The 20,719-nt window shown below is 71.6% G+C and carries 18 protein-coding genes and 1 pseudogene; 12 read left to right on the forward strand and 7 right to left on the reverse strand.

What is annotated here, in order from left to right:
- Positions 1–67 precede the first annotated feature (67 nt).
- From rpmI to CITRI_RS0109460, 3 genes are all read left to right on the forward strand, one after another.
- The gene (gene rpmI / locus CITRI_RS0109450; protein WP_010144525.1) at positions 68–262 is read left to right on the forward strand and encodes a 50S ribosomal protein L35; all 195 of its coding nucleotides are present in this window, start codon (positions 68–70) and stop codon (positions 260–262) included.
- An 86-nt stretch (positions 263–348) separates the two neighbouring features.
- Complete coding sequence (gene rplT / locus CITRI_RS0109455; RefSeq protein WP_029139186.1) at positions 349–735, forward strand: 50S ribosomal protein L20; 387 nt, start codon at positions 349–351, stop codon at positions 733–735.
- 58 nt (positions 736–793) lie between these two features.
- Positions 794–1,678, forward strand: a complete 885-nt coding sequence (locus CITRI_RS0109460; RefSeq protein WP_010144527.1) for an RNA methyltransferase — start codon at positions 794–796, stop codon at positions 1,676–1,678.
- Positions 1,679–1,748: 70 nt separating this feature from the next.
- Here CITRI_RS0109460 and CITRI_RS0109465 read toward each other — a convergent pair whose 3' ends face one another.
- Positions 1,749–2,021, reverse strand: a complete 273-nt coding sequence (locus tag CITRI_RS0109465) for a GlsB/YeaQ/YmgE family stress response membrane protein (RefSeq protein WP_010144528.1) — start codon at positions 2,019–2,021, stop codon at positions 1,749–1,751.
- A 152-nt stretch (positions 2,022–2,173) separates the two neighbouring features.
- On the reverse strand, positions 2,174–3,391 hold the full coding sequence (locus CITRI_RS0109470) for an MFS transporter (protein ID WP_010144529.1): 1,218 nt from the start codon (positions 3,389–3,391) through the stop codon (positions 2,174–2,176).
- Positions 3,392–3,511: 120 nt separating this feature from the next.
- Between CITRI_RS0109470 and CITRI_RS0109475 the strand changes: the two genes are divergently transcribed.
- Complete coding sequence (locus CITRI_RS0109475; protein WP_010144530.1) at positions 3,512–3,916, forward strand: (deoxy)nucleoside triphosphate pyrophosphohydrolase; 405 nt, start codon at positions 3,512–3,514, stop codon at positions 3,914–3,916.
- 16 nt (positions 3,917–3,932) lie between these two features.
- Here CITRI_RS0109475 and CITRI_RS0109480 read toward each other — a convergent pair whose 3' ends face one another.
- Positions 3,933–5,018, reverse strand: coding sequence for an Rv2578c family radical SAM protein (locus CITRI_RS0109480; RefSeq protein WP_010144532.1), 1,086 nt, complete (start codon positions 5,016–5,018; stop codon positions 3,933–3,935).
- 110 nt (positions 5,019–5,128) lie between these two features.
- Positions 5,129–5,629, reverse strand: coding sequence for a hypothetical protein (locus CITRI_RS0109485; protein WP_010144534.1), 501 nt, complete (start codon positions 5,627–5,629; stop codon positions 5,129–5,131).
- A gap of 109 nt (positions 5,630–5,738) precedes the next feature.
- Here CITRI_RS0109485 and pheS point away from each other — a divergent pair, with 109 nt between their 5' ends.
- The 8 genes and pseudogenes from pheS (at position 5,739) to CITRI_RS17205 (ending at position 14,501) form a co-directional block, all read left to right on the forward strand.
- Positions 5,739–6,848, forward strand: a complete 1,110-nt coding sequence (gene pheS, locus CITRI_RS0109490; protein WP_010144536.1) for a phenylalanine--tRNA ligase subunit alpha — start codon at positions 5,739–5,741, stop codon at positions 6,846–6,848.
- Positions 6,849–6,854: 6 nt separating this feature from the next.
- Positions 6,855–9,463 (forward strand): annotated as a pseudogene (gene pheT / locus CITRI_RS17195) (phenylalanine--tRNA ligase subunit beta).
- Between the two features lie 18 nt (positions 9,464–9,481).
- The gene (locus tag CITRI_RS18450; protein ID WP_202798438.1) at positions 9,482–10,174 is read left to right on the forward strand and encodes a 4'-phosphopantetheinyl transferase superfamily protein; all 693 of its coding nucleotides are present in this window, start codon (positions 9,482–9,484) and stop codon (positions 10,172–10,174) included.
- A 129-nt stretch (positions 10,175–10,303) separates the two neighbouring features.
- A complete protein-coding gene (locus CITRI_RS0109505) occupies positions 10,304–10,756 on the forward strand; it encodes a hypothetical protein (protein WP_010144540.1) in 453 nt (150 codons plus the stop codon).
- Between the two features lie 14 nt (positions 10,757–10,770).
- Positions 10,771–11,826 (forward strand): alpha/beta fold hydrolase, encoded by a 1,056-nt coding sequence (locus CITRI_RS0109510; RefSeq protein WP_141566051.1) that lies wholly within the window; start codon positions 10,771–10,773, stop codon positions 11,824–11,826.
- A 38-nt stretch (positions 11,827–11,864) separates the two neighbouring features.
- On the forward strand, positions 11,865–12,686 hold the full coding sequence (locus tag CITRI_RS0109515) for a beta-ketoacyl-ACP reductase (protein ID WP_010144542.1): 822 nt from the start codon (positions 11,865–11,867) through the stop codon (positions 12,684–12,686).
- A gap of 104 nt (positions 12,687–12,790) precedes the next feature.
- Entirely contained in the window at positions 12,791–13,111 is a 321-nt protein-coding gene (locus CITRI_RS0109520) for a hypothetical protein (protein WP_010144543.1), read from the forward strand.
- Positions 13,112–13,301: 190 nt separating this feature from the next.
- Entirely contained in the window at positions 13,302–14,501 is a 1,200-nt protein-coding gene (locus CITRI_RS17205; protein ID WP_010144545.1) for an alpha/beta fold hydrolase, read from the forward strand.
- Positions 14,502–14,609: 108 nt separating this feature from the next.
- Here the strand turns inward: CITRI_RS17205 and CITRI_RS17210 are convergent, their stop codons facing one another.
- From CITRI_RS17210 to CITRI_RS0109540, 3 genes are read right to left on the reverse strand one after another with little or no spacing between them, the layout of a single operon-like run.
- Positions 14,610–15,008 (reverse strand): helix-turn-helix domain-containing protein, encoded by a 399-nt coding sequence (locus CITRI_RS17210; RefSeq protein ID WP_010144546.1) that lies wholly within the window; start codon positions 15,006–15,008, stop codon positions 14,610–14,612.
- Between the two features lie 9 nt (positions 15,009–15,017).
- Positions 15,018–16,505 (reverse strand): M1 family metallopeptidase, encoded by a 1,488-nt coding sequence (locus CITRI_RS0109535; RefSeq protein ID WP_010144547.1) that lies wholly within the window; start codon positions 16,503–16,505, stop codon positions 15,018–15,020.
- The gene (locus CITRI_RS0109540) at positions 16,502–20,659 is read right to left on the reverse strand and encodes a Pls/PosA family non-ribosomal peptide synthetase (protein ID WP_010144548.1); all 4,158 of its coding nucleotides are present in this window, start codon (positions 20,657–20,659) and stop codon (positions 16,502–16,504) included. The genes CITRI_RS0109535 and CITRI_RS0109540 overlap by 4 nt, the downstream gene beginning before the upstream one ends.
- Positions 20,660–20,719: the final 60 nt, after the last annotated feature.

The following is a 20,719-nucleotide window of genomic DNA, read 5'->3' on the forward strand; positions in this document are numbered from 1 at the left end:
GTACGGCGGGGCCCATGCAGCACTGTCCCGCCCCGGCGGGCAGCCAACACGAAGGAGAACGGCAGCCATGCCGAAGATGAAGACCCACAGCGGAGCCAAGAAGCGCTTCCGCGTGACCGGTTCCGGCAAGCTGATGCGTCAGCAGGCCAACCGCCGCCACTACCTGGAGCACAAGCCCTCCACGCTGACGCGCCGTCTGGCCAGCGACCAGCTGGTCTCCAAGTCCAGCGTCAAGACCATCAAGCGGATGCTCGGCATCTGAGAATCCCCGTGGCCTGAGGGCCGCAATCCAGCCAGCCGCCGCGCGGAGCGTCCCGCGGACGGCATCGATTTCGAAGGAGTACGCACGTGGCACGTGTGAAGCGGGCAGTCAATGCCCACAAGAAGCGCCGGGTGGTCCTTGACCGCGCCTCCGGTTACCGCGGTCAGCGTTCCCGCCTTTACCGCAAGGCCAAGGAACAGCTGCTGCACTCGTATGTCTACAACTACCAGCACCGCAAGAAGCGCAAGGGCGACTTCCGCCGGCTGTGGATCACCCGCATCAACGCCGCCTCCCGCGCCAACGGCATGACCTACAACCGCTTCATGCAGGGCCTGAAGCTGGCCGGCATCGAGGTGGACCGCCGCATGCTCGCCGAGCTGGCCGTGTCCGACGCCGCCGCCTTCGCCACCCTGGTGACCGCGGCCCGTGCGGCACTGCCCGCGGACGTCAACGCCCCGGTTGCCGCCAAGTAGGCATTCCGGACTCCGTCCACCGGGCGAGGCATCGCCCGCGCCGTCGCGACAGGACACCATGAACGAGCGCCCTGACCAGGACGTGATGACCAACCCCCGGGCTGACCGGGTGCGCAGGGTCGCACGGCTGGCGGGGCGCTCGTCGCGTCAGCGGGAGGGGCTGTTCCTCGCCGAGGGGCCCCAGCCGGCCCGCGAGGCGCTGCGCGCACACCTGGGCCAGCTCGGATCCCCCCAATGGACACCGGGTGACGTCGTGGAGGCGGTGTACGTCTCGACGAGGCTGGCCGATCGGCATCCGGACCTGGCCGCCCTGGCAGCGGAGGCCGCCCGGGCGGGGGTCCCGGTGCGGCAGGCCAGTGACGAGGTGCTGACGGCCATGACCGACGCGGTCACCGGGCAGGACGTCCTGGCCGTGTGCCGGGTCCCCGAGTCGTCGGCGGAGTCGGTGCTCGCCGGTCTTCCCGGCCAGCCGCGCCTGGCGGCCGTCCTGTGCCGGGTCCAGGATCCGGGCAATGCGGGGACCATCCTGCGCGCGGCGGATGCCGCCGGCGCCGACGTCGTGGTGTTGACGGCCGGCTCGGTGGACCTGTTCAACCCCAAGGTGGTGCGTTCTACCGCCGGATCGCTGTTCCACCTGCCCGTCGTGACCGGGGCGGACCTGCCTGCGGCCGGTGCGCTGCTGTCCGGCCGCGGGCTCCAGCTGCTGGCCGCGGACGGGTACGGCGCCGTGGGCCTGGACCGGCCTCCGCCGGGCCTGCTGGCGCGGCCCACCGCCTGGCTGTTCGGGAACGAGGCCCAGGGATTGTCACCGGCGGAGCTGTCCCTGGCCGCCGAACGGGTGGCGGTGCCCCTCTACGGCCGGGCGGAGTCGCTGAACGTCGCCACGGCGGCGACCGTGTGCCTCTACGCCTCGGCCATGTCCCAGCACGCGGACCGGTCCTGATGTCCCGGCCGTCGACGGCACGAAGGGCGCCCCGAGGGGCGCCCTTCGTCGTCTCGCCGGTGTGCCGGAATCAGACCCTGCTGCCGCGGCGGCGCGTGATGGCCTGCCAGATGAAGGCCACGATGATGCCACCGATGATGGCGAACACCCAGGTCCAGAAGCTCCAGAAGCTCTCGTTGAGGTCGAGGCCGAACAGCAGGCCACCGATCCAGCCGCCCAGGATGGCGCCCAGGATGCCGGTGACTAGCGCCCCCAGCCAGCCTCCGCCCTGGTCGCCGGGGAGGATGAGGCGCGCGATCGCACCTGCGATCAGGCCCATGATGATCCAGCTGATGATGCTCATGATGTGTCCCCTTCGTGCTCGTCGTGCAGTGCGCTGACAGGGATAGTGTCAGCCGGGATGCACGGGCCAGTCCACGGTTGGCGCCCCGGACCGGACGGGCCCACGGCTGGCGCCCCGGGCCGGCGGATGGCACGGTGCGGCATCGTCGCACGTCAGCTGGGGGATACCGTGGATCGGGGACGTAACAGCAGCAGGGACAGAACGCACCCGACGGCGGCGAGACCGGCCCCGGCACCGGCCGGCACCTGGAGCCCGGCACCGGCGGAGATGACCGCCGCGCCCACCCAGGCACCCATGGCATTGGCCAGGTTGAGCGCCGAGTGGTTCAGGGCCCCGGACAGCTGCGGTGCGTGCGGGGCGGCGTCCACGAGCAGCACCTGCAGGGAGGGGACCAGGGCCGAGGCGGCGGTGGCGGCGGCCAGCAGGGGGACCAGCGAGAGCACCCACCACGGTGCGGTGACACTGAAGAGGGCCAGGGCCACGGCCACGGTCCCGAGCATCCACTGCAGGGTGCGGGTGGCCGACCGGTCGGACCAGGCCCCGCCCAGCAGGGTGCCGGCCACCATGCCGAGTCCGTAGAGGGCCATGATGACCGGGACCAGCCGCTCCGGCAGTCCGCCGATCTCCACGAACACCGGGGCGATGTAGGTGTACAGCGCGAACATGCCCGCGAACCCGATGGTGCCCACCAGCACGGCCCGCCACAGTGCGCCGGAGCGCAGCGCGGTCAGTTCGCCGCGCACCGAGGTGCCGGCCGGCGCCGGGATGGCCGGGACCAGCCAGGCGACGGCGGCGATCGTCGCGGTGCCGAAGACGCCGGTGAGGATGAACATCCACCGCCAGCCCGCACTCTGTCCGAGCCAGGTGGCCACGGGCACGCCCACCAGGTTGGCCACGGACAGGCCTGCCATCACCCAGGCGGTGGCCTGGCCCCGGCGGGCCGGACCCGCCAGGTGAGCGGCCGCCAGGGCCGCGGCCGAGAAGTACGCGCCGTGGGGGAGGCCCGAGATGAAGCGGGCCACGAGCATGGTGGCGAAGTCCGGTGCCAGCAGGCTCGCGGCATGGCCGATGACGAACATGGCCATGAGGGAGAGCGCCGAGACCTTCCGGTCCACGCGGGCCAGGCCCGCCGCCAGCAGGGGCGCCCCCACGACGACTCCCAGCGCGTAGGCCGAGATCAGGATGCCTCCGGCGGGGAGGTCGACCTGGAGGTCGGCCACCGCCTGGGGCAGCAGCCCCATGATCGCGAACTCGGTGGTGCCGATCGCGAACCCACCCAGGGCCAGCGCCAGGATTCCCGGCAGGATACGGCGGGGCCGGGCGGATGAGGCGGGTGAGGCGGAGGAGCCGGCGGCGGTGGGGGGCACCATTCCAGCCTACGGGCCAGGCCTGTGCGCAACCGGCCTAGGATCGGGACCATGACTGAACTCACGTCCACGTCCACCCCGGCTGCCGAGACGGGAGGACGACCCCGAGGCCCCCGACCCGTCATGGGGGCCGCGGTGCTGGACCGGCTGGACCGTCCGACCCGGCTGCTGGTGGGACGGCGCAGCTCGCCCGAGGGCCTGGCCGGCCTCTGGGAGTTCCCGGGCGGCAAGGTCGAGCCCGGAGAGGACCCCCGGTCCGCCCTGCGGAGGGAGGTCCGGGAGGAATTGGGCGTGGACGTCCGCCTGGACCGCGAGGTGACGGCAGCTCACCCCGAGGGCTGGCTGCTGGGCAACGGGGCCAGGATGCGGGTGTTCACGGCGGTCATCGAGCGGGGCGAGGCGCGTCCGCTACAGGACCACGACCTGCTCGAGTGGCGCGAACTGGACCGGGAGCGGCTCCAGGAACTGGAGTGGATCCCGGCCGACCGGCCGATCGTCGACGCGCTGGTGGAGATGCTGCGGGACTGACCGTGCGGGTGCCGGCTCAGAACAGTGCCGGCTGCGGAGAGTGCTGGGAAGACCGCCCGGGAACCCCGCGCGCGGTCGCCCTGGCCGGCCCCTCCCCGTCCGCCGCGGTGATCCGGTGGGCGCCGCTGCGGTCCAGGCCGTGGCGGCGGGCGGCCGCGGTGGTGCGGCGGCCCAGGGCCTTCCGGTAGGAGGGTGCCGCATAGGAACCCCGGGCGTAGAGGGTGCGGTAGCCCTCCAGCAGTTCCGGATGGTCACGGGCGATCCAGTCCAGGTACCACTGACGGGCCCCGGGCCGCAGGTGCAGGGCACCGGCCAGCACCGACCGTGCGCCGGCAGCGGCCAACGCCGCCATGAGCTCCTCCACCTGCCGGTCACTGTCCGTCAGCCAGGGCAGCAACGGCATGGCCATGACCGTGACGTCCGCCCCCGCCGAGGCCAGCCTCTCGATCAGCCGCAGTCGCGCCGCCGGGCTCGGCGTCCCCGGTTCGACCTGCTGGGCGAGGCCGGGATCGAGCATGGCCAGGGACACCGACACCTGCACGGGCACCTGGCGCGAGGCCGAGGAGAGCAGGTCCAGGTCACGGCCCAGCAGCGTGCCCTTGGTCAGGATGGAGAACGGCGTGCCGGTGTCCGCCAGGGCGGTGATGATGCCGGGCATCAGCCGGTACCGGCCCTCGGCCCGCTGGTACGGGTCGGTGTTCGTGCCCAACGCCACCAGCTCGCGTGTCCATCCGGGGCGGCCCAGTTCCCGGCGCAGCAGCTCGGGGGTGTTCACCTTCACCACGATCTGCCGGTCGAAGTCGGCGCCCGGGTCGAGGTCGAGGTACTCGTGGGTGCTGCGGGCATAGCAGTACCGGCAGGCGTGGGTGCATCCCCGGTACGGGTTGACCGTCCACCGGAATGGCATGGGCGAGGAGTCCGGGACCCGGTTCAGGGCCGACTTGGACACGACCTCGTGGAAGGTGATCCCGGCGAAGTCCGGGGTGGTGATGGAACGCTGCAGGCCGGAGAGCGGCAGCAGGGCGGCTGGCGCGGCCGGAGTGCCGCCGCCGTCCTGACCGGTTCCGTCCCCGGCCTGCAGTGCCTGCGCTTCCCATCGCATGGACCGATTAGAACACATGTTCGAATCGTGGTGCAAGAACGTATGGTGCAGGGGACCGGTGCGAGAACCCCAGGGCCGCCGTGGTGCCGTCCGTGCTGGTGAGAGTGAGGTCAGGCGCTCCGGCGCGGCCAGCGCACCGGGCTCTCGTGGTACCCGCCGGCCACCAGTCCCGCGCGGCGCTCGAAGACGTTGCGCGAGGCGGTGTCCCCGGTGCGCAGCAGCGACCAGCCGACCGCCGCCGCGTACAGCACCAGGAACGGCAGTCCCGCGCACCAGGCGTACTGGGTGGCGTGCCGGGACTCATGGGCCAGCAGTTGCGGGGTGATGACCGTCCGGGCCCGGAACAGGACGACGTTGCCGACCGTGAACGCCCCGCCGTCCGGGAACGGCCACCGGTACCCGGTGGCCAGGACCAACCCCAGCGGTCCCCGCCGCACCGAGCACCCGACGCCCAGGGCCAGGACCAGCCCCAGGGGCGTCGTCAGGTTGATCGCGTTCCACCACTGCCGCAGCGCCAGTCGCGCCGGAAGGCGCCCCGGCCCGCCCCCCGGCCACCGGCCGGCCCGGTCATCGGGCCGGACCGGCCGGCGTCGGGAAGTGTGACCGGTCATGCCGTCCAGCCTAGGTGCCCGGGGCGGTCCACTAGACTGGCCGGGGCCTTCTTCCCGGTTGGCCCACCCCGTGTCCGAACCCACCGCAGCATGAAGGTCGTTGCCCGCCATGACGGAAACCCCCCAGGACCTGGCCGAGACTCCGGTCGAGCAGCCGGACGGAACCACCGAGCAGGTCGCACCCGAGATCTCCCCGGCCGACGAGACGGCCGTGGGCGCCGCCGTGGAGGCCGCGCTCCAGGCCTTCTCCGCCGCCGCCGACCTCGACCAGCTCAAGGCCGCCCGCCTGGCCCACACGGGGGAGAAGGCGCCGCTCACCCTGGCCAACCGCTCCATCGGCAAGCTGCCCAAGGACCAGAAGTCCACGGCCGGCAAGCTCATGGGCGGCGCCCGCAAGGCGATGGAGTCCGCGCTCGCCGCCCGCACCGAGGTGCTGGAGGAGGAGCGCGCGGCCCGGTTGCTCGTCGAGGAGACGGTGGACGTCACCACGGCGGTCCGCCGTCGTCGCGTGGGCGCCCGCCACCCGCTGTCGGTGTTGCAGGAGCGGGTCTCGGACATCTTCATCGGCATGGGCTGGGAGATCGCCGAGGGCCCGGAACTGGAATCGGAGTGGTACAACTTCGACGCCCTGAACTTCAAGCCGGACCACCCGGCCCGCGAGATGCAGGACACCTTCTTCGTGGACCCGCCCGAGTCCCACCTGGTGCTGCGCACCCACACCTCGCCGGTGCAGATGCGCGCCATGCTCGAGCGCGGTGCGCCGGTGTACGTGCTGTGCCCCGGCCGGACCTTCCGCACCGATGAGCTCGACGCCACCCACACGCCGGTGTTCCACCAGTTCGAGGGGCTGGCCGTGGACAAGGGCCTGACGATGGCCGACCTGCGCGGCACCCTGGAGTACTTCGCCCGGCAGATGTTCGGCCCGGAGGCGAGGATCCGGCTGCGCCCGAACTTCTTCCCGTTCACCGAGCCCAGCGCCGAGATGGACATCTGGCACCCCGGCGCCAAGGGCGGGCCGCAGTGGATCGAATGGGGCGGTTGCGGCATGGTCCACCCCAACCTGCTGCGCGCCGCCGGCCTGGACCCCGAGGTCTACTCGGGCTTCGCCTTCGGCATGGGCGTCGAGCGCACCCTGATGTTCCGCAATGAGGTCCCGGACATGCACGACATGATCGAGGGCGACGTCCGCTTCTCCCAGCACTTCGGAATGGAGATCTGATCACCCATGCGCATCCCGCTGTCATGGCTCCGTGAGTACGCGCAGGTCCCGGCGGACGCCACCGCCGAGGACGTCATGGCCGACCTGGTGAGGGTCGGCCTCGAGGAGGAGGACGTCCACCGTCCGCTGGACGAGATGTCCGGCCCGATCGTGGTGGGCGAGGTGCTCGAGAAGGTGCCCGAGCCGCAGTCCAACGGCAAGACCATCAACTGGTGCCAGGTCCGGGTGGCCCCCGAGGGCCGGCCGCAGCCGCTGTCCGGCGAGGGCATCGACCCCTCCGGCGTCCAGGGCATCGTGTGCGGCGCGGACAACTTCGAGGTGGGGGACAAGGTCATCGTCACCCTGCCCGGGGCCGTGCTGCCCGGGGACTTCAGGATCTCCCCGCGCAAGACCTACGGGCACGTGTCCGCCGGCATGATCGCCTCCGCCCGCGAGCTCGGCCTCGGTGAGGACCACGACGGCATCATCGTGCTCTCGTCCCTCGGCTTCTCCCCGGAGCACGGCAATGACCCCGAGGCCGGCACCGACGTGTTCGACCTGCTGCACCTGCGCGACGAGGCCGCGGAGATCAACGTCACGGCGGACCGCGGTTACGCCTTCTCCATCCGCGGCGTGGCCCGGGAGTACGGCCACGCCACCGGCACCCCGTTCACGGACCCGGCCTCCCTGGTCACCGCCCCGGAGGCCGACGGTGACGGATACCCCGTCCGCCTCGAGGACCGGGCGCCCATCTACGGGGTGCCCGGCTGCGACCGCTTCGTGGCCCGCACCGTGACGGGCATCGACGCGACCCGGCCGACCCCGCCGTGGATGAGCGCGCGCCTGCGCCTGGCCGGCATGCGGTCGATCTCCCTGGTCGTGGACATCTCCAACTACGTCATGTGGGAGCTGGGCCAGCCGCTGCACTTCTACGACGCCGACACCCTGCAGGGTGACATCGTGGTCCGCCGGGCCCGGGAGGGCGAGCGGCTGACCACGCTGGACGGCAAGGACCGTGCGCTCTCCGCGGAGGACCTGCTGATCACCGACGACCGTGGGCCCATCGGCCTGGCCGGCGTCATGGGCGGCGGGGAGACCGAGGTCTCCGAGGCCACCACCACCGTGCTGATCGAGTCCGCGCACTTCGACCCGGTGTCCATGGGCCGGACCCGCCGCCGGCACCGGCTGCCCTCCGAGGCCTCCAAGCGCAATGAGCGAGGCGTGGACTGGGAGGTCGCGGACGAGGCCGCCGAGCGCGCCGTCCAGCTGCTCGTCGAGCTCGCGGGGGGACCCCCGGCCCGGGCATCACGGACGTCGGCACCCGGCCCGAGCCGACCGTCGTCGACTTGCCGGCATCCTTCCCCTCGGCCGTGATGGGTGTGGAGTACACCGAGGAGCAGATCGAGCGGACCCTGACGGACCTGGGGGCCACGGTGGAGAAGACCATCGCGGCACAGCCGGGGCCCGACGGCGGCGCCGCCGGGACGGTCTTCACCGTCACCTCGCCGTCGTGGCGCTCCGACCTGGAGATCCGGGAGGACCTGGTCGAGGAGATCGGCCGGCTGGTCGGTTACGACGAGATCCCCTCCACCGTGCCGGTGGCGCCTCCCGGGCGCGGGTTGACCCGTTCCCAGGCGGACCGCCGCCGCGTGCTGCAGGGCCTGGCCGATGCCGGGCTGACCGAGGTGCTGGCCTACCCCTTCGTCTCCGCGGCCCAGAACCGGTTCTTCGGGTCGGCCACCGCCGAGGAGGGCGAGGCCCAGCGCATGGTGCACCTGGCCAACCCGATCTCCGCGGAGTTCGGCTACCTGCGCACCTCACTGTTGCCCGGCCTGCTGGAGATCGCCCGGCGCAACCACTCCCGCGGCTTCCGCGACCTGGCCCTGTACGAGTCCGGTTCGGTGTTCCTGCCCGGTGAGCAATTGGGCAGCGCCTCGATCCCCCCGCTGGGGGCGCGGCCCGCCGACGAGGTGCTGGCCGACCTCGGGGCGGGCATCCCCGACCAGCCGCGCCACGTGGCGGCCGTGTTCACCGGCCACGACTCGGTCGCGGGGCCCGGCCACGCCCCGCGGGCCTGGGACTGGCAGGACGCGATCGGGACCGCGCTGGACGTGGGCGCGCTGCTGGGCGTGGAGCTGGCCGTGACCCAGGGCCATCACCAGGCGTTCCACCCCGGACGTACCGCCCGGTTGTCCCTGGCCGGCGGTGACGGCACCGTCGTCGGGGTGGCCGGCGAGTTGCTGCCCACGTGGCTCGAGACCGCGGACCTGCCGGCCCGGACCGTGGCCATGGAGCTGGACCTGGACGCGCTGATCGCGGCTGCCGCAGGCGTGGTGGTGGCCCAGACGCTGTCCACCTTCCCCCCGACCAGCCAGGACGTGGCACTCGTGGTCCCGGCGGACACCGTCGCCGCGGAGGTGCTGGCCACCCTGCGCGAGGGCGCCGGGGAGCTGCTGGAGGACATCGCCCTGTTCGACGTGTATGCCGGACCGGGTGTGCCGGAGGGGCAGAAGTCCTTGGCGTTCTCGCTGCGGTTCCGCGCCCCGGACCGGACCCTGACGGCAGACGAGGCCTCCGGAGCCCGCTCGGCGGCCACCGCCCTGGCCGCCGAGCGCCACGGCGCCGTCCAGCGCTGAGCCGGGCGGGTCGACGTCGTGACCGGGCCGGGATGGCACGTGGTGGTCACCGGCCCTCGTGCCGGTGACCAGCGGCGCGAGGCCCTGGACTACCTGGCGGTGTCCCTGGGGCACCGGCCGGGCACCTTCGAGGTGGAGCACCACTGCCCGGCCTGCGGGTCCGCCGAGCACGGTGCCCCGGTACTGCGGTACAGCAGGCTGGCCCGACGTCGGCACGGCCCGGACGCCGTGGACCCGGCCCGGGTGCTGCCGGCCGTGAGCTTCAGCCGGTCCCGCGGCTGGCTCGCCACGGCCTGGCTGGACGCAGCCCTGGTCGCGGACGGATGGCGGATCGGCGTGGACATCGAGGAGCTGGGGTCCTCGGCGTTCGCGACGGCGGACGAGCTCGGTGCCGTCGGCTTCTCCGTGGCCGAGGCCTCGGCCATCGCCGGGCTGCCTCCGGCCGCCCGGCCCCTGGCGCGGGCACGGCTCTGGTCGGCGAAGGAGGCCCTGGTCAAGGCCCGGGGGACCGGCTTCCGGGGTGATCCGGCAGGGGTGCCACTGGTCCCCGCCGACGAGGGGCCCGATGATCCCGACGTCGAGGACCACGGGCTGACGTGGAGCGTTCCGGGGTCGCCGCGGGCGGTGGTCTCGGCTGACCCGCACTGGCCCGGGGGAGCCGCACCCGAGGGACTGGTCGGTGCCGTGGTGGTGCTACCACCAAGTAGTTAGCACGTTTGTTAACACCTTCGTCATGACCCACTAGGCCGTGTGTGTACGATGTGCTCAGACCACGACCATGGACACTGACATGCGGCCGGCGGCACTCTGACCTGCCCGGGCCAGCGGGAGGAACACCTTATGGCGGAAGCATCCGGCAACAACGCCGACCGGCCGTACCGGCAGTACCTGGACGACGTCCTCGCCGCGGCCTCGCCGGGGCTCGAGGAGGTCGTCAACTCCAAGGCCTTCGGGCACATGCTCTCCCAGACCGCCGGTAACCTGGTGGCCCTGCACCGGCTCGGCAATGACGCCCTGGACCTGGTGATCCGCAACGCCCGGCTGGCCGGCCGCTCCGACGTCACCTCCCTGCACCGCCAGCTGTCCCGGAACGAGGACAAGCTCGAGATGGTCCTGGAGAGCGTGGAACGGCTCGAGGACGAACTGGCCGAGGAGCGCCGCCGCAACGCGGCCCTCGTGGAGGAGGCCGCTGAGCGTGATGCCGCGGCACCGGCCCGGCCCGCCCGCCGGACCTCCCGGTCCACGGGCGCCGCGTCTCGCTCCACCACCGGCGACGCCGACCAGGAGAAGTGATCGGCGTGGCGTCGATGTTCCGGGACATGCTCCGCCTGCCCGCCACGCTCCTGGAGTACTCGAACATCCAGCTGACGACGCCGGACGCGGTCGTGGGCGCCACGCCCAAGGACGTGGTGTGGACCTACCGCAAGACCACCCTGTACCGGTACCGGAGCAATCGCCGCACCCATCCGGTGCCGATCCTGCTGACGTTCGCCCTGATCAACCGGCCCGACATCTTCGACCTGCGGCCCGGCAACTCCTTCGTGGAATTCCTGCTCGCGGAGGGCTTCGACGTCTACCTCGTGGATTGGGGCTACGCGGACGAGGAGGACGCGGACACCGGCCTGGAGGACTACGCCCTGACGTACCTGCCCCGGGCCGTCCGGGAGGTCCGGCGCAGCAGCGGCGCCGAGGAGATCACGCTGATCGGCTGGTGCATCGGTGCCGCGCTCAGCGGCATGTACCTGTCCGTGACGCCGGATGCCCCGGTGCGCAACTGGGTCCCGTTGACCATGCCCTTCGACGCCAGCAACTCCACCTACGAGGCCATGCTCGGCAACGAGGAACTCGACACCGACTGGCTGGAGCAGCACGCCGCGTACCTGCCCGGTGCGTACGTGGACACGGTGAACAAGCTCCTGAAGCCCGTGCCGAACTACATCGGGACTCCGCTGCGGTTGTTCCGCCAGGTCCAGGACGGCACCGCGGACAAGGCCTCGTACCAGCCGATGGCCAAGTGGGTGGCCGACAACCCGAACTTCGCCATGCGCGCCTTCCGGCAGTGGGTGACCTGGGTCTACAAGGAGAACCGGCTGGCCACCGGCCGCATCCGCCTGCGGGGACACCGGGTGGACCTGTCCAGGATCCAGCAGTCCATCCTGGTCGTGACCGCCTCGAGGGACCACATCGCACCCCGTGACGGGACCTTGCCGCTGCTCGACGTCCTGACGAGCCCGGACGTGGACCACCTCGACGGGGTCGGTGGCCACATCGGCCTGATGGCCGGTTCCCGCGCCAAGGGGGACATCTGGCCCCGCATCCGTGACTGGCTCGAACCCCGCAGCCAGGACCGCCGCTCCGACTGACTGTCGGACGTACCATCCCATCCCCGGAGGAGAGCCACTTGACAGCTCAGAACCAGACCAACGGAATCCGCGGCAGCAAGCTGGCCGATCGCGTGGCCCTCGTCACCGGCGGCACGCGCGGCATCGGCGCCGCCATCGCCCGCAGCCTGGCGCAGCAGGGGGCCGCGGTGGCCCTCGGCTACGGCGGAGACACGGGCCGCGCCGAGCAGTTCCTCCGGGAGATGCAGGAGACCTTCCCGGAGGGGAGGTTCTCGATCCACCAGGGCAACGTGGCCAAGGCCGACGACTGCCGGGCGACGATCGACGCCGTGATCGCCGAGCACGGAAAGCTGGACATCCTGGTCAACAACGCCGGGATCACCCGGGACAAGACCGTCCTGAAGATGGAGGACGACGACTGGGACGCCGTCATCCAGGTCAACCTCTCCGGCACGTTCTACATGGCCCAGGCCGCGCTGAAGCACATGCTGGAACGGGGCACCGGACGGATCGTCAACGTGTCCTCGATCATCGGCGAGATGGGCAACATCGGGCAGGCCAACTACGCCGCCTCGAAGTCGGGCCTGTTCGGGCTGACCAAGACGCTGGCGCGGGAGGCGATCTTCCACCTGCAGCGGGCCGGCAAGCTCAACGACGACTCGATCGGCGTCACCGTCAACACGGTCACTCCGGGCTACGTCAACACGGAGATGGTCGAGGCGGTCCCGGAGAAGGTCCTGGACAAGATCAAGGGCAACATCCCCATGGCCCGGCTCGCCCACCCCGACGAGATCGCGCGCGTGGTGCACTTCCTCGTGGCCGACAAGTCCTCCTACATCACCGGGCAGATCTGGGGCGTCAATGGCGGCATGGACATGTGAGACGGGGCCAGCCGTACCGGCTTGCAGAGGTTAGCAAGACCCTGCTAACTTTGTTAACGCAGGCAGGTTCACCGCTGCCATCGACATCAACCCAAGGAGACATCATGGCTGCTGCCAACCCCAATGCCACCAACGCCGCCGCTGACAACGCCAACCGCATGGCCGAGGAGGCCACCAAGCGCTTCGAGGAGAACACCGAGCGCATGAAGGAGTTCAACTCCGCCGTGGCCGAGTCCACCAAGGCCGGCAGCCGCACCGTCGTCGACAACTACGAGAAGGCCGCCCGGTCCTTCTTCGAGATGCAGCGCCAGATCGCCGGCACCTCGCAGAACGAGTGGATGAAGAACACCGCGAACACCCAGATCCAGTTCTCGGAGGAAGTCACCAACGCCTGGATCAAGGCTGCTCGCGAACTGCTCAAGTGACTCGATCGGCGCCCTGCCGATCCTGCGCTGAGGAACGGCCCCGTCGACCATCGACGGGGCCGTTCGACGTTTGGACCATAGACAATCCCGTACTGACGCGTAGGATTCAACGTCAAGTGACGCGCGTCACCCGCTCGTCACCAGCTCGTCATCCGCACGACACATGAGCCATGTTTCCCAAGGAGTCCACGTGTACACCTCGTCTCATCGCCCCGCCACCCCCGGCATCACCGATTCCCTCATCTCCGGAACCTTCGGCACCTGGACAGCACTGAACAAGTTCGCCGTCGACTACTGGAGGGACGCCTGGCAGCGGGGGGCGACCCCGCTGGACGTGGCCGGTGACTTCGTCACGTGGGTGTCCGCCATGTCGGACCGGCGCCGCCCGCCGTGGGCCCACCAGAACACGGTCCTGCGCGAGTGGCCCATCGCCCGCCTGCGTGACTTCTCCGCCGCGGACGCGCCCGAGGACATCCTGCCCACGGTGATCCTGCCGCCACAGGCGGGCCACGACTCGAGCATCGTGGACTTCGCCGACACCCAGAGCCAGGTCATCACGGGCCGGGACAACGGCTGTTCCCGGATCCTGGTCCTCGAGTGGATCGGGGCCACCCAGGAGACCAAGGACACCGGCATCGACGACTACATGGCCCTGTTGCGGGAGGTCACCGACCTCCTGGGGGGCAAGGTCAACATCGTCGGTGACTGCCAGGGGGGCTGGCTGGCCACGATCTTCGCGGCCACGCATCCGGAGCGGGTGAACACGCTGGCCATCGCCGGGGCCCCGATCGACTTCCACGCGGGCGAGCCGCTGATCCATGAGTGGCTCCAGCACCTCACCCCGCGGGGGGACCTGTCGTACTACCGGTCGGTCGTGGAGGCCAATGACGGCGTGCTGCCGGGGCGGTTCCTGCTGGACGGCTTCAAGGCCCTCCAGCCGGACCAGGAGGTCAGCCGCGTGCTCGAGCTGGCGACCCACCTGCGCGATCCCGAGCACATGGAGCGCTACCGCAAGTTCGAGGACTGGTTCCAGTGGACCCAGGACCTGCCCGGCGCCTTCTACCTGTGGGTCGTCGAGCACCTGTTCATGCGCAACTCCCTGACCAAGCGCCAGCTCGTGGTCGAGGGCAAGATCGTGGACCTGGCCAACATCTCGTGCCCGCTGTTCCTGATGGCCGGACAGACGGACCACATCACTCCCGCTGACCAGGTCTGGGCGCTGGCGGACCACGTCTCCACCCCGCCGACCGGATCGGCCGCCAGTCCTCCGAGAGTGGCCACCTGGGCCTGTTCATGGGCCGAGACTCGCTGGAGAACCACTGGAAGGTCATCTTCGCCGAGATGGGTGCCCTGTCCAACAGGACGCCGGAGGACGATCCCGACGTCCTGACCGATGAGCCGACCCACAAGCGTCCCGTCAAGCGGGGACCGCGGAAGACTGCCGCGAAGGCCACGGTCGCCCAGGCGGTCCGCACCGGTTCGGCCGACTGACCCGCTCTCAGTCCGGGCTGGCTGCGCCGGCCGGGTCGTCGCCCCCAGGGCCGGCGTCCCGGCCGGCATCACCCTCGTTCGCGCGGACGAACGACCGGTAGATCTCCGTCAGGGAGGCCCGCTGGGCCGCGGTGAGCTCGCTGGCGGCCTGGATGGCCGCCTCCAGGCCACTGACGGTTCCGCCGCCCTCGCCCGGTCCGTAGAGGTCGTGCACGTTCACCCCCAGTGCCGTGGCGATCCCGGCCGCCACGGCCTCAGACGGGGCGCGCAGCCCGCGCTCGATCTGGGACAGGTAGGGGTTCGAGATCCCGACCATGGCCGAGACCTGTCGCATGGACATGTCGGCCAGCTTGCGTTGCTGGCGGATGTACGCGCCCGCCAGCCGGCGTTGTTCCTGAGTGCTCACGTGTCCATCTTACGAAGTCCCGCGCCGCGGGGACGCGGGGAAGGGCGGCAGGCCCTCCTGGCACAGCCAGGGGCGCAGCACCTCGGAGGCGTGCCCGGCGGGGTGGCCCGCCGCCGCGGCGTGCCGGTCGGCGTGGTCGAGGAACATCGCGGTGTCCACGGTGGCATGCCGGTGCTCGCGGACCCAGGCGCGCAGCAGCTCCGCGAACACCTCCTCGCCGAGATCCTGGCGCAGTGCGAACAGGGCCATGGCGCCACGCTTGTAGATGCGGTCGTCGAACATCAGCTCGGGGCCGGGATCGGCCACCACGAGGTCCTGGTCCTTGCCGGACAGGCCCCGCCAGGCGGTGCGGGCGTAGGAGGACAGGGCGCCGCGGCCGGACTCGGCGCCCCACAGCCACTCGCTGTAGCAGGCGAAGCCCTCGTGGAGCCAGATGTCCTTCCACTGGCGCAGCGTCAGAGCGTTGCCGAACCACTGGTGGGCCAGCTCATGGGCCACGAGACGTTCGGCGGCCCACGATCCGGTCAGGTGGTTCGAGCCGAAGATGGACAGCGAGGCGGCCTCGAGGGGGATCTCGAGCGGATCGTCCGTGACGACGGCGGTGTAGCGGGCGAAGGGGTACGGACCGAAGTGTTGGCTGAAGCAGGCCATCATCTCCGTCTGCAGGCCCAGCACCGCCTGGGCGCGGTCCTGCAGCGCCGGGGAGGTGGCCAGGAAGACCGGGGCGGCGTGGTCCGGCCTCTCCTCGTGGCGTCCCTCCTGCTGCCTCTCGTCCCGCCCGGGGAGCAGACCGTCCAGCAGGCCCTGGACCGCCTCGCGGACGGGCCCCGGGGCGGGATGCCGGCCGGGGGTCCGCTCGGGCACTGCCACCAGCTGGTAGCGGCCGATCTGCACCGTGGCGAGGTAGGTGGGCGCAGGCTCTCGCAGCTCCCAGGTCCATTCCTCGCGCGAGGACCGGCGGCGGTGCCCGGTGGGCAGCCCGTTGCAGACCGGGAGGTAACCCGCGTCGGTGCTGATGGTGAAGTGGTAGGTCGACTTCACCGAGGGGTGGTCCACGCAGGGGAACCAGGTGCACGCCCCGTTGGGCTGGCCGGCCACCAGCACGCCGTCCTCCAGTTCCTCCCAGCCGATCTCGCCCCAGGTGCCGTGCAGCATCCGCGGGACCCCCGAGTAGGTGACCTGGAGGGTCAGGGGAGTGCCGGCGTCCAGCGGCGAGGCCAGGTCGATCACGAGCCTGCTGTTGCGCGTGGCGTACTTGGCGACCTTCACGGAACGGTCCCGGGAGACCGCCGTGACCCGGGTCGCCGAGAGGCCGTGCAGGTCCAGTTCGACCCTCTTGGCCCGGTTCAGCAGGGTGCCCTCGAGACGCGCCGTGCCCGATACCCGGTTGGCGGCCAGCTTCACCTCGAGGGTGAGGTCGTAGTGGCCGACGCCGTAGTCCGGGGTTCCCGATCCGGGGAGGTAGGGATCGGGGATGGCCGGTCTGACGTCACTCACGGGTGGGTCTGCTCCTGACGGTCTCGGGGGTGGTCCTGGGCGGACCGGTCTGATGGATCCGCGGCGGTCCGGGCCGCGGCCTTCTGTGCCTTCGCGGCCTTCGCGGCAACGGCCCGGGCGGCCTTGGCCTCCCGGCGTTCCAGGCGCGTGATCGCGGCGGCCAGGCCCTTCACCTTCGGGCCCTTCCACGGTGCCACGGGGTTGCCGATCCACCAGGTGTGTCCCGGCACCATCTCACCGCGCATCACCAGCGACCCGGCACCCACGGTACCGCCGTCGCCGATCGAGGCGGCCGGGAGGATGACGGAGTTCGGCCCCAGGGTCGCCCCGTCGCCGAGCCGGACGGTGTCGATCGACATCACCCGGTCATGGAACAGGTGGGTCTGGACCACGCAGCCGCGGTTGACGGTGGAGGAGTCACCCAGGGTGACCAGGTCCGCCTCCGGAAGCCAGTAGGACTCACACCACATGCCGTGGCCGATCCTCGCGCCCAGTGCCCGCAGCCACCACACGAGCGACGGCGTTCCCGAGGACAACCGGCCGAACCAGGGGGCGGAGACCATCTCGATGAACGTGTCCACCACCTCGTTCCGCCAGATGAACGAGCTCCACAACGGGTGCTCACCGGCAGTGATCCGGCCGACGAGGACCTTCTTGGCGAGCACCGAGGACCCGGCGGCGAGCGCACCGGCCAGCATCAGCACCACTCCGCCCAGCAGCACGGGCAGCCACCAGCCACCCGGGCCGGCCGCCTCTGCGGCCCCGCCGCCGAGCTGGGCCAGTCCCTCCAGGGCGAGGGCCACCAGAACGGCGATGACGGTGGAGACCCAGACCGGGATGCTGCGGAGCAGTTCCCATCCGGTGCGGGCGCGCTTGAGGGCGGCCGGGGGGTCGTAGGTCAGGGCATCCTCGGCCTCGACCTCGGTCCGGCGCAACCGGACGGGCGGGGAGCCGAGCCAGGAGGAGCCGGCCTTGGTCTTCTTCGGCGTGGCCGACAGCACCGCCACGAGGGAGTTCCTGGACAGCTTGCGGCCGGCGGCCACCATGCCGGAGTTGCCCACGAACGACTTCCGGCCGATCCGGGCCTGTCCCACGTACATCCATCCGCGCTGGAGCTCGTAGGAACCCACCATCGTGTCGTCCGCCAGGAAGGCGCCATCCCCGATCTGGGTCAGGGCGGGCTGCAGGATGACCGTGGAGGCCTCCACGTTGGTGCCCACCTCGGCCCCCAGCCAGCGCAGCCACACCGGGGTGAAACGGGAGGCATAGAGCGGGAACAACAGGTCCCGCGCCGTGTCCATCACCCGCTCGGTGGCCCAGAGCTGCCAGCCGACCCGGGAGCGCACGGCGTGGTAGCCCTCGCTCACGCCCACCGAGAGCAGCCGGACGACGATCACGGTGAAGGCCATGTTCAGCCCGAACCACACGATCGCGAGCAGGGGGCTGACCGCCAGCAGGCGCCAGCCGGAGCCGAAGAGCGTCTCGGGGGCCGTCCCGGCGCCACCGGGCTGCCAGTCGGGCCACCAGGTGAGCGACCACAGCCCCAGCAGGGCGGCCAGCGCGGCCGCGGCGAACGGCAGCAGCGCCACGAACCCGGACCCGACGGCGGACAGGGCGAGCCAGCCCGTGGCCCGCGGCGGGTCGATGTTCGGCCCGGAGTACTTGGCCTTGCCCAGGCGCTGGGCCGGGGACCCGGCGTAGTCGAGCCCGTCCTTGACGCGGCCGGACACGGTGGACCCGGGCTGGACCCGGGCGCCCGTGCCGATCGAGGCCCCGGGCATCAGCGTGGAGCGGGACCCGATCACGGCGTCCGGGCCGATGCTGATCCTGCCGATGTGCACGACGTCCCCGTCGATCCAGTATCCGGACAGGTCGACCTCGGGTTCCACGGAGGAGCCGTCCCCGAGCTCGAGCAGGCCGGTCACGGGCGGCACCGAGTGCAGGTCGACGTTCCTGCCGATCCGGGCCCCGAGCAGCCGGGCGTAGGTGGGCACCCAGAGCGCTCCGCCCAGGGAGACGGGGTCCACCAGGTCGGAGACGTGCTGGGCGAGCCACAGGCGCAGGTGGACCTTGCCGGAACGCGGGTAGGACCCCGGGGTCACCCCGCGCAGCAGCCACCGGGCGGCCACGACCGAGATGAGCATGCGGCCCGGCGGGGCCACGAAGACCAGCCAGGCGGCCAGGATCCACCACCAGGACACGGTGGGGGCTCCGGGCAGGATGCCCCAGCCGGCGGCCAGGTTCGACCCGGCGGCCAGGTACACCACCCAGCGCATGGCCACGAGGATCACCAGCGGGATGCCCATCAGGGTCTGGAAGACCTGGGCCTTGCGCGTGGTGCGGACCACGGGCCGCGGTTCGACCGGCTCGGCCGGCTCGACCGGACGGCCGTCGTTGCCGTTGACGGCCTCCAGCAGGGCACCGGCCCGCGGGTGGGCATAGATGTCCCGCACGGTGACGGTGGGATAGCGGACGCGCAGGCGGGAGACGAGCTGGGCGGCGGCCAGCGATCCGCCGCCGGAGGTGAAGAAGTCGGTGTCCAGGTCATCCGGGGCGACGCCGAGCACCTCGGTCCACTGGGACAGCACCCAGCCGCCGGGGGACTCCGGGTCCACGGGCAGGTCCGCGTTCGGTCCGGACCCGGAATGCCCCGAGCCCTGTCCGGCCTGGCCGGGCAGGGGCCAGGGCAGCGCCTTGCGGTCCACCTTGCCGGAGGTCTTGGTCGGCAGGGTCTCGACGGTCACCAGCCGGGGCACGAGTGCCCCGGGCAGCTCGGCCTCGAGCCGGGTCCGGAAGGCCTTCAGGTCCGGTTCCGGGGCCGACGGTGACATGGCCAGGTAGCCGATGAGCAGCTGGGTCCCCGCCGGCGTCGTCTGGACGGCCGCCGCGCCGCCGGCGACGCCGGGCAGGGACTGCAGGGCGGCGTCGATCTCGCCGAGTTCGATGCGGCGTCCGCCGAGCTTGACCTGTTCATCGGCGCGGCCGGCGAACAGCAGGCCCTCCGGGTCCCACACCACGAGGTCACCGGAGCGGTAGGCGCGGTCCCAGCCGAGGGTGGGCATCGGGGCGTACTTCTCGGCGTCCTTGGCCGGGTCCAGGTAGCGGGCCAGGCCCACGCCGCCGATGATCAGCTCACCGGTCTGGCCCTCGGCCACGGGGACCCCGGTGGCGGGGACCACGACGGCCAGGTCCCAGCCGTCCAGGGGCAGGCCGATGCGCACCGGGCCCGTGCCGTCCATCCGGGCGGCGCTGGCCACGACGGTGGCCTCCGTGGGGCCATAGGTGTTCCACAGCTCCCGGTCGTCCTCGGCGAGGCGGGCGGCCAGCTCGGGCGGGCAGGCCTCGCCGCCGAAGATCAGCAGGCGGACGTTCTCCAGGGCCTCCGGGGGCCACAGGGCGGCCAGGGTGGGCACGGTGGAGACCACGTTGATGGACCGGGACACCAGCCAGGGCCCGAGGTCCATGCCGGAGCGCACCAGTGACCGGGGCGCGGGGACCAGGCAGGCGCCGGAGCGCCAGGCCAGCCACATCTCCTCACACGAGGCGTCGAACGCCACGGAGAGTCCGGCCAGCACCCGGTCGCCCGGGCCGAGGGGATCGTCCGGCAGGAAGATCCGCGCCTCCGCGTCCACGAAGGCCGCCGCGCTGCGGTGGCTGACGGCCACGCCCTTCGGGGTGCCGGTGGACCCGGACGTGAAGATGATCCAGGCGTCGTCTCCGGGCTCCGCCGGCCGTGCTGCGGGGAACGGCTTGGCCCGGGCCGAGGAGGTCCGGACCGTGCCCCCGCCGCTGAGGATGGCGGCCACCCGGGCCTCGGAGAACACCAGCCGCGCCCGCTCCTCGGGGTCATCGGCGTCCACGGGCACGTAGGCCGCACCGATGTAGAGCGTGGCCAGGATGGAGACGTAGAGGTCCACCGTGCCGGAGGGGATCCGGATCCCGATCCGGTCCCCGGCGCCCAGGCCGGCCTCGTGCAGGGCACGCCCCGTGGCCTTGACCTCGTCCAGCAGCTCGGCATAGGACAGGACGGTCTCCCCGTCGTCGAGAGCCGGGGCCTCCGGGTGCTGTTCTGCGGTGGACACGAGCACGTCCACGAGGGTGCGGACCGGAGGAGCCTTGGCGGCGGCGGGCAACTGGGGCTGGTGCGTGGACACGGCGGGACTCGGCCTGCTCTCGTCAGAGGTGGATGCTGGGAAACGACAAAAGAATGCGTG

Origin of the sequence: Citricoccus sp. CH26A, assembly GCF_000224415.1 — a bacterium.
Classification (GTDB): Bacteria; Actinomycetota; Actinomycetes; order Actinomycetales; family Micrococcaceae; genus Citricoccus.

What these genes read in the sequence shown, in the direction of transcription:
- CITRI_RS0109485 (WP_010144534.1), bottom strand. Translation starts at nt 5,629, where the DNA reads ATGACCGGTCACACTTCCCGACGCCGGCCGGTCCGGCCCGATGACCGG.
- CITRI_RS0109475 (WP_010144530.1), top strand. Translation starts at nt 3,512, where the DNA reads ATGGGGGCCGCGGTGCTGGACCGGCTGGACCGTCCGACCCGGCTGCTG.
- CITRI_RS0109510 (WP_141566051.1), top strand. Translation starts at nt 10,771, where the DNA reads ATGTTCCGGGACATGCTCCGCCTGCCCGCCACGCTCCTGGAGTACTCG.
- CITRI_RS0109470 (WP_010144529.1), bottom strand. Translation starts at nt 3,391, where the DNA reads ATGGTGCCCCCCACCGCCGCCGGCTCCTCCGCCTCACCCGCCTCATCC.
- CITRI_RS0109460 (WP_010144527.1), top strand. Translation starts at nt 794, where the DNA reads ATGAACGAGCGCCCTGACCAGGACGTGATGACCAACCCCCGGGCTGAC.
- pheS (WP_010144536.1), top strand. Translation starts at nt 5,739, where the DNA reads ATGACGGAAACCCCCCAGGACCTGGCCGAGACTCCGGTCGAGCAGCCG.
- CITRI_RS0109520 (WP_010144543.1), top strand. Translation starts at nt 12,791, where the DNA reads ATGGCTGCTGCCAACCCCAATGCCACCAACGCCGCCGCTGACAACGCC.
- CITRI_RS0109505 (WP_010144540.1), top strand. Translation starts at nt 10,304, where the DNA reads ATGGCGGAAGCATCCGGCAACAACGCCGACCGGCCGTACCGGCAGTAC.
- rpmI (WP_010144525.1), top strand. Translation starts at nt 68, where the DNA reads ATGCCGAAGATGAAGACCCACAGCGGAGCCAAGAAGCGCTTCCGCGTG.
- CITRI_RS0109480 (WP_010144532.1), bottom strand. Translation starts at nt 5,018, where the DNA reads ATGCGATGGGAAGCGCAGGCACTGCAGGCCGGGGACGGAACCGGTCAG.
- CITRI_RS0109465 (WP_010144528.1), bottom strand. Translation starts at nt 2,021, where the DNA reads ATGAGCATCATCAGCTGGATCATCATGGGCCTGATCGCAGGTGCGATC.